The 17,416-nt window shown below is 40.3% G+C and carries 14 protein-coding genes; 11 read left to right on the forward strand and 3 right to left on the reverse strand.

What is annotated here, in order from left to right:
- The first annotated feature begins 9 nt into the window (after nt 1-9).
- From uxuA to ACE01N_RS14295, 11 genes are all read left to right on the forward strand, one after another.
- Nucleotides 10-1,227: a mannonate dehydratase gene (gene uxuA, locus ACE01N_RS14245; protein ID WP_380590262.1), complete on the forward strand. Its 1,218-nt coding sequence runs from the start codon at nt 10-12 to the stop codon at nt 1,225-1,227.
- A 5-nt stretch (nt 1,228-1,232) separates the two neighbouring features.
- Entirely contained in the window at nt 1,233-3,308 is a 2,076-nt protein-coding gene (locus ACE01N_RS14250; RefSeq protein WP_380590265.1) for a beta-galactosidase, read from the forward strand.
- A 49-nt stretch (nt 3,309-3,357) separates the two neighbouring features.
- The gene (locus ACE01N_RS14255) at nt 3,358-4,128 is read left to right on the forward strand and encodes a GDSL-type esterase/lipase family protein (protein ID WP_380590267.1); all 771 of its coding nucleotides are present in this window, start codon (nt 3,358-3,360) and stop codon (nt 4,126-4,128) included.
- A 250-nt stretch (nt 4,129-4,378) separates the two neighbouring features.
- Nucleotides 4,379-6,754: a glycoside hydrolase family 2 TIM barrel-domain containing protein gene (locus ACE01N_RS14260; RefSeq protein WP_380590270.1), complete on the forward strand. Its 2,376-nt coding sequence runs from the start codon at nt 4,379-4,381 to the stop codon at nt 6,752-6,754.
- A gap of 10 nt (nt 6,755-6,764) precedes the next feature.
- Nucleotides 6,765-8,591 (forward strand): rhamnogalacturonan lyase, encoded by a 1,827-nt coding sequence (locus tag ACE01N_RS14265; protein ID WP_380590273.1) that lies wholly within the window; start codon nt 6,765-6,767, stop codon nt 8,589-8,591.
- A gap of 15 nt (nt 8,592-8,606) precedes the next feature.
- On the forward strand, nt 8,607-10,490 hold the full coding sequence (locus tag ACE01N_RS14270) for a rhamnogalacturonan lyase (protein WP_380590276.1): 1,884 nt from the start codon (nt 8,607-8,609) through the stop codon (nt 10,488-10,490).
- Nucleotides 10,491-10,676: 186 nt separating this feature from the next.
- The gene (locus tag ACE01N_RS14275) at nt 10,677-11,051 is read left to right on the forward strand and encodes an endonuclease domain-containing protein (RefSeq protein ID WP_380590279.1); all 375 of its coding nucleotides are present in this window, start codon (nt 10,677-10,679) and stop codon (nt 11,049-11,051) included.
- A gap of 312 nt (nt 11,052-11,363) precedes the next feature.
- Nucleotides 11,364-12,164: a S1 family peptidase gene (locus ACE01N_RS14280; RefSeq protein WP_380590281.1), complete on the forward strand. Its 801-nt coding sequence runs from the start codon at nt 11,364-11,366 to the stop codon at nt 12,162-12,164.
- Nucleotides 12,165-12,672: 508 nt separating this feature from the next.
- Nucleotides 12,673-13,236, forward strand: coding sequence for a Crp/Fnr family transcriptional regulator (locus ACE01N_RS14285; RefSeq protein ID WP_380590284.1), 564 nt, complete (start codon nt 12,673-12,675; stop codon nt 13,234-13,236).
- A gap of 77 nt (nt 13,237-13,313) precedes the next feature.
- Nucleotides 13,314-13,997 carry a hypothetical protein gene (locus ACE01N_RS14290; protein ID WP_380590287.1) on the forward strand — a complete coding sequence of 228 codons (684 nt, stop codon included), beginning with the start codon at nt 13,314-13,316 and terminating at the stop codon, nt 13,995-13,997.
- A gap of 39 nt (nt 13,998-14,036) precedes the next feature.
- Nucleotides 14,037-14,249 (forward strand): hypothetical protein, encoded by a 213-nt coding sequence (locus ACE01N_RS14295; protein ID WP_375720739.1) that lies wholly within the window; start codon nt 14,037-14,039, stop codon nt 14,247-14,249.
- Nucleotides 14,250-14,420: 171 nt separating this feature from the next.
- Here the strand turns inward: ACE01N_RS14295 and ACE01N_RS14300 are convergent, their stop codons facing one another.
- The 3 genes from ACE01N_RS14300 to ACE01N_RS14310 all read right to left on the reverse strand — a co-directional run bounded on the left by ACE01N_RS14300 (nt 14,421) and on the right by ACE01N_RS14310 (nt 17,378).
- The gene (locus ACE01N_RS14300; protein ID WP_380590291.1) at nt 14,421-15,317 is read right to left on the reverse strand and encodes a helix-turn-helix domain-containing protein; all 897 of its coding nucleotides are present in this window, start codon (nt 15,315-15,317) and stop codon (nt 14,421-14,423) included.
- A 182-nt stretch (nt 15,318-15,499) separates the two neighbouring features.
- Entirely contained in the window at nt 15,500-16,408 is a 909-nt protein-coding gene (locus tag ACE01N_RS14305; protein ID WP_380590294.1) for an aldo/keto reductase, read from the reverse strand.
- Between the two features lie 46 nt (nt 16,409-16,454).
- Nucleotides 16,455-17,378, reverse strand: coding sequence for a helix-turn-helix domain-containing protein (locus tag ACE01N_RS14310; RefSeq protein ID WP_380590297.1), 924 nt, complete (start codon nt 17,376-17,378; stop codon nt 16,455-16,457).
- Nucleotides 17,379-17,416 lie beyond the last annotated feature (38 nt).

The following is a 17,416-nucleotide window of genomic DNA, read 5'->3' on the forward strand; positions in this document are numbered from 1 at the left end:
AAAGGGGATATGGGATTAGAGAAAACATGGAGGTGGTTCGGACAAAAGGATTCTGTAACTTTAGCAGATTTGCGGCAAATGGGTGTTGAGGGAGTTGTGACGGCATTGCATCACATTCCGAACGGCGAAGTCTGGCCTGTGGAAGAAATCATGAAGGTTAAGAACCAGATTGAAGCGCATAATATGCGTTGGAGCGTGGTTGAAAGTTTGCCGGTTACCGAAGGAATCAAAACACATAATGAGGATTACAGCAGATTGATTCAAAACTATCAGGAGTCGATCAGGAACCTGGGAAAATGTGGAATAGATCGCGTTTGCTATAATTTTATGCCCGTTCTTGACTGGGCCCGAACCGATTTGCATTTTAAGCTTGATGATGGCGGAGAAGTGATGTTGTTCGATTTTCCGACGTTTGTTGCTTTTGATGTTTTTATTTTAAAAAGACCCGGAGCAGAATCGGATTATCCGGCAGAGATAGTGGAAAAGTCCAGGAAACTTGCATCTGAAATGAGTGAGGAAGATAAGGAATTGCTGGCGTATAACATTATAGTGGTTACCCAGGGATTTATTGACGGTGTAATTGATAGTTCAGCCCCTGATTATAAAAAGCTTTTTCTGCAATTTATCGATACCTATAAAGAAATTGATGCGACCCGTTTACGGGAACATTTGCGTCTGTTTCTTAACGATGTGGTGCCTGTTGCGGAACAGGCGGGAGTTAAGCTTTGTATTCATCCGGATGATCCTCCGTTCCCGGTGTTGGGCCTGCCCCGGATTGTAAGTACACAGGAAGATCTGGAATGGATATGCAGGCAAAATGATTCAATAGCCAATGGAGTTACATTTTGTACCGGATCCTTATCGGTAAACAGGACGAATGATTTACCCGCCATAGTAAAATCGATTGGCGACAGGATTCATTTCACACATTTACGAAATAATATTTTTCTTCCGGATGGCAGCTTTCATGAATCGGGTCACATCTATGGTGATGTGGACTTATTTCCGGTTATGAAGGCACTGCTGGAAGAACAACAACGACGTAAGTCGGAAGGTCGTGCAGATGTTCGTATCCCTGTGCGTCCTGATCACGGGATCAAAATGCTCGATGATTACAGCAAATCGGCAAATCCGGGCTATCCGTTGATTGGCAGATTAAAAGGGCTGGCTGAACTGAGTGGGCTTGAATTGGGTATTGAGAGAATGATGATAAATAAAGAAAATTAAATATTATGAAATACACCCTGGTTCTGTTTATGATCTTATTTACCGTTTTTATAGGTAAGGCACAGAATAATGAAACCTTTTTCCCGTCAGAACAACTAACTACCGTTGGCGCCTATTATTATCCGGAGCATTGGGATGAATCACAGTGGGACCGCGATCTGAAAAAAATGGCTGAAATGGGGTTTGAATTTACGCATTTTGCAGAATTTGCCTGGGCTCAGCTTGAACCCGAAGAAGGTGTCTATGATTTTGGATGGCTGGATAAAGCTGTAGAAATTGCGGCCAAATATAATCTAAAGGTTATAATGTGTACGTCAACAGCTACTCCTCCGGTTTGGTTGACCCGGTCACATCCTGAAATTTTGATCACAAGGGAGGACGGGACAAAATTTGATCACGGTTCGCGGCAACATGCTTCTTTTTCCAACGAGTTTTACCGTCGGTATTCCTTAAAGATGATCACAGAGCTGGCCAAACATTATGGTAAGGATAAACGGATCATAGGATGGCAGCTGGACAATGAACCCCGTTCAACTGTTGATTACGGTGCAGATGCACAAAAACGGTTTCGTGAATGGTTACAGCGAAAATATATTACCATTGATGCATTGAATGAAGCCTGGGGAACAAATTTCTGGAGCGGAACCTACAGCAGTTTCTCTGAAATCAATATTCCGCAATATAATCAGTGGGGAATGAATCTGTATCAGAAACTTGATCACAGCAGGTTTTGTGATTCGGAAACTTCTTCATTTTTGGATGACCAGGCCACAACGATCCGAAAATATGCCGATAAAGATCAGTGGATCACAAGTAACTACATACCGATGTACGATGCCCGGTTTATCGGTGCAAGTAAAGAACTTGACTTTATAACATATACGCGGTATATGGTTTATGGTGAGGACAAAGGCATTGGGAGAAGCGGGTACCGTGTTGGTGAATATTCGCGTATAGCCATGGCAAATGATTACTTCAGGCCGCTATCACCAATGTACGGTGTTATGGAATTGCAGCCGGGACAGGTAAACTGGGGAAGAATAAATTCGCAACCTTTGCCGGGAGCTGTTCACTTGTGGTTGTGGCACGTTTTTGCCGGAGGTAGCAGGTTTACATGCACATATCGGTTTCGGGCGCCAATCTACGGTTATGAGCAGTATCATTACGGCATTGTTGGTACGGATGGCATTACACCTACCCCTGGAGGTCTGGAATACGAGCAGTTCATCAATGAAATAAAGGAATTGCGGAATCAGTCGGAACCAGGAAAAGTACCGGAGTTGTACCTCGAGAGAAAAACAGGAATTTTATATGATCCGGATAATACAGTTGCGATCAATCAGAATAAACAAACAATACTGTGGAACACGGAGCAGCATGTATTAAAGTATTATAAAGCTTTAAAGTCTTTTGGTGCGCCTGTTGATTTTATCCGGGACACGATGGATTTTACTGGATATCCTGTGATTGTAGTGCCTGCATATCAGCAGATAAGTACTGAGTTAATTGAAAAATTAACGGCATACGTTAAACAGGGAGGTAACCTGATACTCTCGTGCCGTACAGGACATCAGGATGAAAAAGGTCACCTTTGGCAGGCCAGATATGCAGAGCCAATCTATAAGCTGATAGGTTCAGAAATAGAATTTTACGATTTACCGATGCCTTATGCGTCTGATACGGTGAAAATGGACGATAACAATTATAGTTGGACCAGCTGGGGCGATATCTTAAATCCATATAAAAAGACAGAAGTCTGGGGTAATTATGCGGGGGATTTTTATGCCGGTAAACCTGCTGTTACCTTTGCCGGAAAAGGTGAAGGAACTGTTACGTATGTTGGAGCCGATAGTGATAAGGGAGATCTTGAATATGACGTTTTAAAGAAATTGTATGGAAGGCTGCACATCGGTATAGAAGATTATCCAAAGGGTATTATTGTGGAATACAGGGATGGTTTTGGGATTGCAATGAATTATTCTGATAAGGAATATGAGCTGAATACAGTGTCTGAGAATAGCATTCTTTTTGGAGCCCAAAAGATTCCTACTGCCGGTGTTATGGTATGGAAACTTCAGTAAGTAAAAGTGTTCAGACCGGTTTTAAAGATAAAACAGAAAATATGAATTAATGAAGCAAATCCTGATTCTAGTTTGCACAATTTTAATAGGTCTCAGTGCTTTTGGACAAACGACGCCGCTTACAGCCAAACAAAAAGAAGAATTATATCCGACTAAAAAAGTCGTATCACGGTACCATAATAACTGGACACAAACGCATTATCCAAAGCGCATTAAACAATTCATGGGCAAACCGTTGGAATATGGTGATATTGTATTTATTGGAAACAGTATTACAGAAAAAGGGAAGGACTGGAGCGAAAAGTTTGGTGTCGCACATATCAGGAACCGCGGTATTTCGGGAGATGTGACAGATGGCGTATTGAAGCGTCTGGATGAAGTGACATATTTTAAACCTAAGGCTGTATTTATTCTTATTGGTATAAATGACCTCTTTAGTCTGCATCACGATGTGGACAACAGGCATCAGTTAACCTATGATAAGGTTGTACCATCAGCGAAATATGTGGCACATAATATTTTGAGAATAGCCAAAGTAATTCATCGAAAATCGCCCGGGACCAGGATCTATGTGCAAACAATTCTGCCTACCAGGAGGGATTATCTCAAGGAGGATATACTTACTGTAAATAAATTGATTAAAAAGCATGAGTCAAAAGGCTGCTACGATGTCATCGATCTGTTTGGTCAGTTTGTGGATGCAAACGGTGATATGCAGAAGGAGCTGACTGTTGATGGTGTTCACCTGAATGAAAAAGGGTATGAAAAATGGGTCGGCTTTGAAAAACCCTTGATTCAAAATATAGCAAAACAAGATTAAATGTCTGCATCTTGATTCTTGTATCTTGGTTCTTGTATCTTTTTAAAGTGTCAGATAATGTAAATTTTATCCCAATTTATATATTGAATCTCATTAACTTATCCCGTAGATTTGTAGTTTGGAAAGCCTTATGTCAGAAAAGTAACTTTAATGGAATACAATTCTTATTGGTGATGTCTAATAGTCTAAAGGTTACATTTTTGACTCCGGGATAATTGATGTCTTATATTAACGAAGAAAACCAACCACGATGCAAACTAGTTATTTTAACGCCGGAAATGCAAAATTAAAAACTATACTGTTCCTGGCAATTGTCTTATTATCGGTTCAGACCGGCACCAATGTGTTCTCACAACAAAGTAGTCAAACTAATCCAAGACAGACCCAGTCATTCGATGCAGACTGGTCGTTCCATTTGGGTGACGTTGAGGGTGCAGAAAATCCAAAATTTAAGGATAAGGACTGGCGCTTGCTTGATGTTCCACATGACTGGAGCATTGAAGGAGAGGTAAGCCGCGATAATCCTACCGGTCGGGGTGGCGGATTTTTCCCTGCAGGTATTGGCTGGTACAGAAAAGCATTTACACTGCCTAAAGAGGATCAGGATAAAAAAGTGTTTATTCAGTTCGATGGTGTCATGGCAAACAGCGAAGTATGGATCAATGGGCATTTGCTGGGTAAGCGTCCGAATGGTTACGTGAGTTTTAGTTATGAGCTGACAGATTACCTGAATTACGGGAAAAAGGAAAATGTGATTGCTGTAAAAGCGGATAATTCCATTCAGCCGGCATCCCGTTGGTACACCGGTGCAGGAATTTACCGTCATGTAAACCTGGTTATAACAGATCCGGTGTATATACCGCAATGGGGCGTTTATATTACAACACCAAAAATCAGTGCTGATAAAGCAATAGTTACGATTGAAACAAAAATCTCAAACACGTCAGCCTCTGATGAAGCAATAAAAGTTGTGACTTCAATTATTGATCCCAACGGTAAAACAGTTGGGTCAGCCGAAAATACGCAAACCATTAAATCAGGAGACGCAACAAACATCAGCAGTGAGGTTACGGTTGCTGATCCGCAACGTTGGGATGTAAAAAGTCCTGGATTGTACAAAGCTGTTACTTCTGTTTATAAAGGAGATAAACTGGTTGATGAAGTATCAAATATATTTGGATTACGTGAATTTCATTTTGAGGCAGCAACCGGATTCTGGCTCAACGGAAAAAATATTAAAATAAAAGGTGTGGCCTTACATGCAGATGGTGGCGCTCTGGGGGCAGCAGTACCGTTAACCACATGGAGGCTCCGGTTTGAAACGCTTAAAAAGCTGGGCGTAAACGCCATAAGAACGGCACATAATCCATTTGCTCCGGAATTCTATGATCTGTGCGATGAGATGGGATTTCTGGTTATGGACGAGACATTCGATACCTGGCGGGCAGCTAAGAACCATGCGGAAAAAGGATATAACTTATTTTTTAATGACTGGTGGAAAGCTGATACCCGTGATGTTGTACTACGTGACCGGAATCATCCTTCCATTTTTATCTACAGTGTGGGAAATGAAATCCGTGATAACCTGAACAATGAGCAGGGTTTTTCTACGTATAAAAAAATGCAGGATCTGGTACACGAAATTGCACCTGGCAGTTTGGTTACAATGGCTTTGTTCCGGCCAAATTCTTCCGGTGTTTACCAAAACGGATTTGCTGATATGATGGATATTGTAGGGCAGAATTATCGTGAGAAGGAATTGGTACAGGCACACCTGGATAAACCGGAACGTAAGGTTCTGGGAACAGAAAACGGACATACGCGTGAGGCCTGGCTGACAATGAGAGATAATCCGTTTATGTCAGGACAATTTTTATGGACAGGTATAGATTATCTTGGCGAAGCCAACTGGCCGGCAATATCTCATCATTTTGGATTGCTGGATCGCTTGGGAAATGAGACCACACTGGCATATCAGCGTCAGAGCTGGTGGGGTGAAGAACCTTATGTGCATTTGGTGCGCAGTGCGTTTAATGCAGGCAATGGCCCGCTTGTTTCAAACTGGAGTCCTGCTGATGAAGATACCTATGATGTGGCTGAAGTGGAGGTCTATGCCAATACGCAGGAAGTGGAGATTTTCCTGAATGGAACATCAAAAGGCGTTTTCCCTGTTCCGGAAAATGCTGCTCCGGTGAAAGCTAAATTTACCTTTGAGCCGGGAACCATAAAAGTGGTGGGACGAAATGACGGTAAGGATGTTACTGATCATGAAATGAAGACGGCTGGTGATCCGCTTAAAATTAAGCTGACTGTGAGCAGCAATACACTATCTGACAATTTTGACGATGTGGTGTATGTTACGGCAGAAATAGTAGATGAAAACGGAGTATCCTGCCCAAACAGTGATAACATGCTTTCATTTACGGTAGCAGGACCTGGTTCTGTTATTGCTGTTGATAATGCTGATCTGGAGACACATATTCCATTTTTTGAATCCAGTCGCAGGGTTCTGAATGGAAGTTGTACGGCAATCGTACGTGCTGAAGCAGACTCAGGTGAAATTACAGTAAATGTACAGGCTGATGGACTGGAACAGGGCGCAGTAACGCTGAAAATTAAAAACTGATTTAAACGACATGTTAAAGCATACTATTCTTTTCTCTCTGTTAATACTTTCTCAGGGTTTGTTATTTAATCTGAATGCACAGCGTCATCTGGAAAGGCTGGACCGTGGAATGGTGGCCATACCTGCAGGGAAAGATTCTGTTTTTATTAGCTGGCGTTTGTTAAATTCCGACCCTGAACAGGCAACATTTAACCTCTATAGGGATGGAAAACTTCTAAATACAAAACCTCTTTCCGTTACAAATTTTACAGATGACAAGGCGACTGATGATGCACAATATGTGTTAAGGCCAATTCAGGATAAGAAAGAAACAGATGAAAGTAGTACCTGTAAACCTTGGGATAAGCCCTATTGGGAGATTCCTTTGCAGACACCTTACCGGTATTCTCCAAATGATGCATCCGTAGCTGATCTGGATGGTGATGGGCAATATGAACTGGTGATCCACATGACAGGGCGGGGACATGATAACTCGCATCTTGGCTTAACATCTGATCCAATATTCCAGGCTTACGAAATGGACGGGACCTTATTGTGGACCATTAATCTTGGCAAAAATATCAGGGAAGGAGCGCATTATACACAATTTATGGTATACGATCTGGATGGTGACGGGAAAGCTGAAATTGCCATGAAAACTGCTGATGGTACCACGGATGGGACGGGTAACGTTATTGGTGATCCGGACGCTGACTGGGTGGACCGAAATGCACAAAGCAGAACGTTTGGTAAGATAGTAACAGGACCGGAATACTTCACCATTTTTGAGGGAGCAACTGGAAAAGAGCTGGCAACAACCGATTATGTGCCCGGTAGGGGTAATCTTGGTGGCTGGGGAGGTATTGGAGGCAATGGTCAGAATGATTATACCGCTAACAGGGCGGACCGTTTTCTGGCAGCCGTAGCATATCTGGATGGAAAACTTCCGAGTGTGATTATGTGCCGGGGATACTATGGACGATCTGTCTTAGCAGCGTGGGACTGGAGGGATGGTAAACTCTCTCAGCGGTGGGTATTTGACAGCTCAAAGCCGGGACTGGAGTTATTCAGCGGTCAGGGAAATCATAATATAAATGTGGCTGATGTGGATAATGACGGAAAAGATGAGATAATTTACGGTGCCATGGTTGTAGATGATAATGGAACAGGAATATTCAGTACAGGGCTTCGGCATGGTGATGCTCTTTATGTAGGAGATCTGGTTCCTCAAAGACCGGGAATGGAAGTGTGGGGACCGCATGAAAATGAGGAACCTGTAAAAGGCTATGAAAATGGGTACGGTGAAGCATTGTATGATGCCCTGACTGGCGAGATTATTTGGGGAAAGAATCCCGGATGGGATGTTGGCAGAGCCTGTGCCGCTGATATTGATCCCAGGTACGAAGGATTTGAGTTCTGGACAAATGTAGATGGTTTGTTCGATGCAAAAGGAAACGATATAGGACCCAAACCCAGAAGTACAAATTTTGTGATCTGGTGGGATGGGGATCTTTTACGTGAATTGCTGGATAGAAACAGAATTACAAAATGGGACTGGGAACAGAACAAGGAGAAAATTCTCCTGCAGGATTATGAATGCAATTCCAATAATGGCTCAAAGGCTACACCGGTGTTGAGTGCTGATTTGTTTGGCGACTGGCGGGAAGAGGTGATCTGGAGAACACGTGATAATCAGAAAATCAGAATTTACTCAACGACATATCCAACAGATTATCGCTATGTGACATTAATGCAGGATCCACAATACAGGCTTAGTATTGCCTGGCAAAATGTTGGGTATAATCAACCGCCTAATACAGGTTTTTATATTGGGGAGAGTACATTTCCAAAGCAGTAGTTTTATAAGGTTATCATGAGACGCATATCTGCATTTCTTTCGTTTTTCATTTTGTTGTCTTTATTCCGGTTTGAGTTACAGGCAGAACGACTTATGGAGAATATGGACCGGGGAGTTGTTGTTGTACGTACATCAACTGATTCTGCATTTATTAGCTGGCGCTTACTGAAATCGGATGCTGATGCTATTTCGTTTGATATTTACAGATCTGATAGTCATAATAACACCATAAAACTTAATTCTTCACCTGTCAGTAAGGTTACTTTTTTTATTGATAACAAGTGCCACTTATCTGAAACGTACATTTATTCAGTAGTTAAGTCAGGCATAAAACCGTTCGAAAAATCAGGAAGCAACTTTACTTTGAAGGCAGATACCCTTGTTAAACAATATCTGACCGTGCCGCTTCAGATACCTCCTTCAACAATTATCAATGGAAGAGAAAACACATATTCAGCTAACGATGCGTCAGTAGCAGATCTGGATGGAGACGGGAAGTACGAGATAATTCTGAAGTGGCAGCCTTCTTTTGTAAGGAATCCACCGCAAAGAGGACTGACCGGCGAACAGATCATTGATGCCTACAAGATGGATGGCACCTTGTTATGGCGAATTAATCTTGGGAAAAATATACGTTCCGGTGCTGCCTATACCCAGTTTCTGGTTTATGATTTTGATGGAGATGGATGTGCAGAAATGATTTGCAAAACTGCGGACGGCACAGTCGACGGACAGGGGAATGTAATTGGTGACCCGAAAAAGGACTGGCGAACGCTGGACGGGAATTCTCCGATGTATGGTAAAATTGTAAACGGGCCGGAATATCTGACTGTGTTTGACGGGAAAACCGGACGTGCCTTAGCAACAGAAAATTATATACCGGATCGTTATCCGCTTAATGGCTGGGGAGGCATAGGAGGAAACGGCAATAATGATAGTGTTGGTAGCAGGGCTGACCGTTTCTCAGCAGGAGTGGCTTATCCGGACGGTCATCTGCCAAGTGCCGTTTTTGTACGTGGTTGGTATGGACGAACTGTTGTCGCAGCCTGGGATTACAGAGATGGTAAGTTAACCTCACGGTGGGTATTTGATTCAAAAGATGCAGAAAATCCGTATTCCGGCCAAGGTAATCATTCGGTAAGTGTGGGTGATTTTGATTATGATGGGAAGGATGAATTTTGTGTGGGAGCTATGACGGTGGAGGATAACGGGCAGGGACTTTATACCACGGGTTTGCGTCATGGAGATGCCCTTCATATTTCTGATCTGGATCCGGAAAGGCCCGGGCAGGAGGTATTTGGGATTCACGAAAATGAAGGGAAAACTGTTGCCCTGCAAACACCGGGTGTTGCCATGTTTGATGCAGCTACCGGAGAAATACTTTGGGGCGTTGGTCCCGGAGTTGACGTAGGCAGAGGTGTGGCTGCAGATATTGATCCCCGCTATCCCGGATGCGAAAACTGGGGTGGTCCGGGTGGATTACGTGATGTACATGGCGAAACAATTTCAGAACGGGGGCCACGGTCAACAAATTTTGTGATCTGGTGGGATGGTGATCTGACGCGTGAGTTACTGGACAGAAACCAGATTGATAAATGGGACTGGGAAAATTCCACAACGGTTAATTTGCTAAGAGCCGGTGAATGTGTATCCAATAACGGCACAAAAGCCACCCCTTGCTTGAGTGGTGATATATTGGGAGACTGGCGTGAAGAGGTGATATGGCGAACCGCGGATAATACAGAATTACATATTTATTCAACTACGATCCCAACCGACTACAGATTTGTAACACTGATGCAGGATCCGCAATACCGATTGAGCATTGCCTGGCAAAATACAGCCTATAACCAGCCACCACATCCCGGATTTTATTTAGGGAGTGGAATGAAAAAGTAAGATTAAACTGTATTCTTATTTTTCAGATATTCAAAGTAAGACTCATAGCTTTATTACGGTTAACGATGTCCTCCTTTTTCAAAAGGAGGTGTCATCCTAATGCATATCGGGATGACGGAGGATTTCCGTTACAATAGTTTTTGAAAAGGGTCCAGGTATTCATACCTTTGAACAAACCCTGAACAAATGAAACTAAATTACAATCAGCATAATAAAGATTTTGCGCGGGAGAACAGAAAACTGGGCACAATGGGAGAAGCTATTCTCTGGAGAGATTTATTAAAGGCAAAGCAATTAAACGGATATCAGTTTAACCGGCAGTACAAAATTGGAAACTATATTGTAGATTTTATTTGCCGGAAACTAAACCTGATCATTGAGGTGGATGGCAGTTCTCACAAAACCAATGGCCCTGAAGATTACGACCGTGAAAAGTGGTTGACAGAATTGGGATATACTGTTTTGAGATTTTCAGAAAATGAAGTAATCTACAACCTTAATTATGTGGCGATGGATATTCAGAATATGGTAGAAAAACTGGAAGAGGAACCTGATGTTTGATAAATCCTCCGACTTACTTCGATAGGGCCACAGTAGATAGACCGTCACGATGTCCTCCTTTTTCAAAAGGAGGTGTCATCCCAATGCATATCGGGATGACGGAGGATTTCCGTTACTTAAAAACTACAAGCGCCACAAAACCAAGTCTTATATCTTATGTCTTATTTCTAAACCCTTGCTTTATTTCCCTCAATTCCATATCTTTAATCCACCAAAATTGAAATGAGTCTGATTCAGGAACTAGTATTAATTAAAAATAGTTAGCTAAACTATTTCCTAAATCTGGTCTTCTCCTTTAATAGCACTCATATTATGAAAAAAATACTTTTTATTAGCATTCTATGTGCTTATACAATGATTTCATTTTCCCAAATGATCACTAGAATGGAGTCGCTTCAAAGTCTTTATTTGGAAGTATGTAAAGACGGTAAGACCATTGGCTCTGCCACGGGATTTATTATTAAATCTAAGACTCAGAATTATCTAGTTACAAATTATCATGTTGTTACAAATAAAAATCCTTCAAATAAAAAATGGCTAAATCCAAATAATATGGTATCACCCAATGAAATATATATAATGCATAATGGTGAAAAACTTGGAGAATATAACCCCAAAGTTGAGCGTCTTATTAAGAATAATGGAAAACCATTGTGGTTTGAATTTAAAATTGATGATGCAACTGCCGACGTTGTTGCTCTACCGTTAAAAGATACATTGAATATAAGCATTTTCCCAATTATATATAAATCAAGATATGATACTTTATTAAAACTTATACCAACTGATGTGGTTTACGTTCTTGGCTTTCCCAAAGGGGTTCATTCGGCTCCATTCATGCCAATTTGGAAGTCAGGTATTATTTCTTCCGAGCCAGATATTAATCAAGAAAACAAGCCAATTATGTGGATTGACGTTAATGGTGTGGGAGGAATGTCTGGAGCACCTGTTTATTTTATTTCAAATCGTTATTATGATAAATCTGGAGCAAGTAACATAGTAAGTAATCAAATTTCAGTGTTTCTTGGAATTTTTTCGCATGGTGAAAATGATGTATTTGGTGCACTATGGAAGGCACAATATTTAAAGGACTTATTTGATAAGCTTCCTTAACGTTACAGGAAAGAAATTAAAATTATACAAATTGTTTAATATTTCTTTTCTCTAGTCTTAATCCTTGTACTTACCAATCTTTAATGCCTAAATCCTCCGTCCCGATAAATCGGGACACCTCCTTTTCCAAAGGAGGACGGCCTATAGCAAATTGATATCACGCTGTCCCCCTTTTGCTTACTGAGTAGCGAAGCGTATCGAAGTAAAAAGAGGGTGCCAATTGGCTTTGACAATTGGTGGGGGATTTTATTAAAGATTCTATAAAAATCTCTGTCCCAATAAATCTGGACATTATCTTTCAGATTACGCATGGCTATATTTTCAGAGATACATGTTTAAACTCCTGAAATTTGAGACATGGTATTTATGAATGACACATCCCGGGTATTTGAGCCTTGGAGGAAAAAGATTAATTAATTGTTGTTTTCCAACAATAGACTTATATTTCCGGTTATATCTAAGTTATGGGTATAACTAATGCTGGCATTCTTGTCATAAATGCGGAATTATGAGTTTGTTTATTAAAGGTGTAAATAGTTTATTCCCTTTATCTGCCGAGGCATCTGCAGAACTGTCGGATTGTTTTCAAACCCGGGATTATAAAAAGGGAGAGGTGATCCATGCACATGGGCGGATATGTAAATGTCTTTTTTTTGTTGAGGAAGGTCTGGTAAAGCATAACTATTATCATAAGGACAATCAGTATGTACTACGGTTTTTTGAAGAGGAGGATTTTTTTATTGCTACCGACAGTTTTTTTAATAATCTGCCCGCTGAGTATTCAACTATAGCCATCGAAGATACAAGGATAAGTTATCTCGAATATGAAGATTTTGAGCGCTTATGTCAGACCTATCACTCGTTTGAAAGCTTTGCCCGCAGGTTTGTTTCCATGGTAGCATATACCGCAATTTCAAATCTGAAGAACCTGCTTTATCTGGATGCAACAGAACGGTATGCCCGGTTTATTGAGGAATATGGCCATCTGCAACAGCGTATTAGTCTGGGTGATACGGCAGGATTTCTTGGCATTTCACAGGTTTCTTTAAGCCGGATCCGATCAAGAAAATGATTTTTTAACAAATGTAAAAGGATTTCATTTTCCCGGCCTTTACTTTTGCATTATAATCATTATAATGCATAATTTTCATGAATAAATTTAGAGTTTATACTTTTTCTGTTGTGTTGTTGATAATCGCATTGTTCGTTTCTTTTCCAACCAGTGCACAATCAAAAAGTGAGGCAGCACAAACATCTGCACCAATTCCTCTTGAAGTTGTTTTAGGAACCAAAAGCTGGACATCACAACTAATCATCGATAAAAAATTTAGTCCGGAAAGCAAATTAGGATTTTTTTCACTTTCATATATAAAAGCAAATTACGACAACGATGAATACCTGAGAGAATCTTTGAACCTGATGCTTTTGAAGTATGAGCTGGTTAAAAATGTTAGTGTGCTTTCAGGTGCTGCTTATAGTTCGGTCTGGGGCTTTCGTCCATATGCCGGAGGGCAGTACGCATACATGAGCAGAACCTTTATGTGTGCTATTATATCAGGACTATATTTAAGTGAAAGCCATAATTATGAGGCTTTAGCCATGGCAGAATACAGACCCGTAATAAAGGACAATTGGTCGCTGTACACGAGGGCTCAGGCATTATATAATCAGAATACTGAAACAGGAAAACACGACAGGAGCCATGCTTATGGTCGACTCGGACTTTCGTATAAAACGTTCTCTTTCGGTTGTGCTCTGAATTATGATTGGTATGGACCGATGAAAATGGAGGATCACCAGTGGGGTATTTTCATTAGTACGCTGCTTTGGTAGGGTAGACAATAAATTAGATAATTGTAAAAAGAATAAAACATGGTTAAGACTTACGTAAAACAGGGACTCATAGGAGGAATAATGGGATTCATTATGAGTTTTATTATGGTATATTTCATCATCTCTTTTCCGCAAACACATACTCAGAATGCATTCAATAATGGCATGAGTGGAGCTATAAGCGGATTCATGGGGGGATTTATGGGTGTTGTTGGTTTTATAATGAAGCAGAGAAAAGGCAGGAAAAACTGACCGATCCGTTTTAGGATGCATTCAATTTTGATTCAGCACTGCATAATGATTACTGTGAGCGAAGTAATTTAAGACATTAAGTATTTACTGTAAGCTATAAGCAGTAGTAAATAATCGGAACCAAACCCCGGCTACGTTAGAAGTCGGGGTTTTTTATTATATCTGGTTGTTTTAGTTTTGGTGACGGTATTCAATCGGTGACATTCCCACCTGCTTTTTAAACATCCGTGTAAAATGCTGGGGATGCCTGAACCCCAGCTCATAAGCTATCTCACTGATGGATTTCTCAGAGTCGAAAATCTTCTCTTTAGCTACACCAATCATTTTAAGCTGGATGTGTTCCTGTGCTGACTTTCCTGTTTCTTTCTTTAGCAAGTCGCCAAGGTAGTTTGGTGAAATAAACAGCTTATCGGCACAGTAGCGAACCGACGGCAATCCCGATTCAAGAGGTTCATCAGATGCAAAATAATTGTTTAATACATGCTCGAAGCGTGTCAGGATGTCTTTATTAACGTGGCTGCGTGTAATAAACTGACGTTCGTAAAATCGCTTGCTATAGTTTAAAAAGAGTTCAATGTAAGATACAATAAGTGTTTTACTGTGTGCATCAATGGCATGTTCAAGTTCGTAGTTTATTTTATTGATACAATCGTTGATAATCTCTCTTTCCCTCGCAGAAAGGTGCAATGCCTCATTCACTTCATATGAGAAAAAGGTATAATCCTGAATATTTTTGCCCAGCGATGTGCCATGGATCAGATCCGGATGAAAGATGATGGCAGTGCCGAAGGCCTGTTGCTTTTCGCCATTGCTTTCAACGCCATAAACCTGGCCCGGAGATATAAAAATCAGCGTGCCTTCTTCATAATCATAGTTGTTAATCCCATACGTTATATTACCGCATTTGATATCCTTTAAAAAAATGGCATACACATTCATATGCGCCTTGAAAAACTCAAAAGGCTTAACTTTGGAAAAATCAATAACACTTACCAATGGATGCAGGGTTTCCTGTCCAACCAGATTGTTGTATTCCTTTACTGAATTTATTCTGTTAACCTGACTCATAATAAAAATCTTATCGGTTACACTTACAAAGATAGGCAACAATTATCAGCTTAACCCACTGTTAAACCATATTCCGTAATTTGGGTAAGAAATAGTGGATTTAGGTAATAAGCTGAGATGTTAAGACAATAAAAAACCATTATCTAATGGTAATTGAGGTTTCTGTAACTATTTCATTTAAACTAACTGCGATTAGTCCGAAATATCATTGCAAGTAGTGTTTTCAGGTTCATCTTGCCTCCATATACCGGCATCATACTGGCACTTCCATAGTCTTTAATTTTAGCTATGTTTTTTAAGATATCCATATCATTTTCAGCTATAACAAAATCTACATCAGCATTATTTTTCATATGATCCTGATTTGCTGTTTTAGGCAGGGGAAGAAGCCCCAGCTCAAGGCAGTAACGAATCGATAATTGCGGAATTGAAACACCGTATTTCTCTGCAATGGTTTTAACTTCATTATTTTTTAATAGTTCTCCGTGTGCAACCGGCGAATAAGCTTCAACAAGAATATCCTTCTCCTTACAATACTTGATAAGATCCATGGGTGTATTGCTTATATGAGCTAAGACTTGATTGACCATTGGTTTTACTGTGCAGGAAGCAAGGATATTATCGATGTCCTGTTTTTCGAAATTTGAAACTCCAATTGCACGCAGTTTACCTGCTTTATGCGCTTCTTCAAGTGCTCTCCAGGCTTCGCGGTTACCTTCGAAGTATGGATCGTTTCCACGAAATTTCATCCACGGTTGTGGACTGTGAATAATCATCAAGTCAATGTAATCCAAACCGAGTGTTGTAAGTGATTTGTCAATGGCTGTCACTGCTTTTTTATACGATTTTGCCTCTGCAGCCAGTTTGGTGGTCACAAACATCTCATTTCTTTTAACACCACAATTTCTTATTCCTTCACCAACACCGCTTTCATTGCGATAAGCCTGGGCTGTATCAATATGTCTGTAACCGTTTCTTACGGCATCTTTTACAGCCTGTTCTACATTTTTATTGTTAATGAACCAGGTTCCTAAGCCAAGTTTTGGAATTTTAATTCCATTCGATAATGTATATGTTTCTTCTAAAATCATGTTGTATGTCTTTTTAGTTTTTAATCTTATTTATGTGAAACCGCGCTTAATTCTCATTAAACGTTCGATAAACTGTTGGTGACATTCCAACGCTTTTTTTGAACATCCTTGTAAAGTGCTGAGGATGCTTAAATCCTAACTCGTAAGCAATTTCACCAACTGATTTATCTGTGTCAAATATTTTAGCTTTAGCCACATCAATCATTTTCTGCTGAATGTGTTCCTGTGCTGATTTTCCGGTTTCTTTTTTCAACAGGTCGCCAAGATAATTTGGAGAAATAAATAGTTTTTCTGCGCAGTAACGCACGGATGGCAATCCCAAATCAATTGGAAGATCTGTTTTAAAGTAATCCTTTAAAACGTTTTCAAAGCGAACCAGAATATCTTTATTAACATGGCTTCGGGTGATAAACTGGCGCTCATAAAACCGTTTGCAATAGTTGAGGAACAGTTCCAGATAAGATACTATTAGTGTTTTACTATGGTTATCAATCGCATGTTGTAATTCGTAATTTATATTTTTGAAACATTCGTTTATGCTTTCTCTTTCCCTTGATGATAAATGCAGAGCTTCATTTACTTCGTATGAAAAGAAAGTATAATCATCAATATGTTTACCCAGCGTAGTTCCCCGGAGAAGGTCCGGATGAAAAATCAGAGCTGTTCCGGATAATGACTCATTTTTAATATCACCTTCAACTCCAAATACCTGTCCTGGAGAAATAAACAATAAAGTACCTTCCTCATAATCGTAGTTCTGTATTCCATAGGTCATGCTACCACATTTGATGTCTTTTAAAAATATAGCATAAACGTTCAATTGTGTTTTGGAATAGTGAGTGTGAATGTCCGGATCATAAAATGGCTGCAGTTTTGAAAAATCAATAACGCTAACCAAAGGGTGCAGCGTTTCCTGTCCTACCATGTTGTTATACTCTGTTACAGAATTGATTTTAAAAATGTCATTCATCTTTATTTTTGTTAAAATATGACCCAAAATTAATGAAG

The sequence above is a fragment of the Quyinboa ferrireducens genome (assembly GCF_042436675.1).
Classification (GTDB): Bacteria; Bacteroidota; Bacteroidia; order Bacteroidales; family UBA5342; genus JBHJHP01.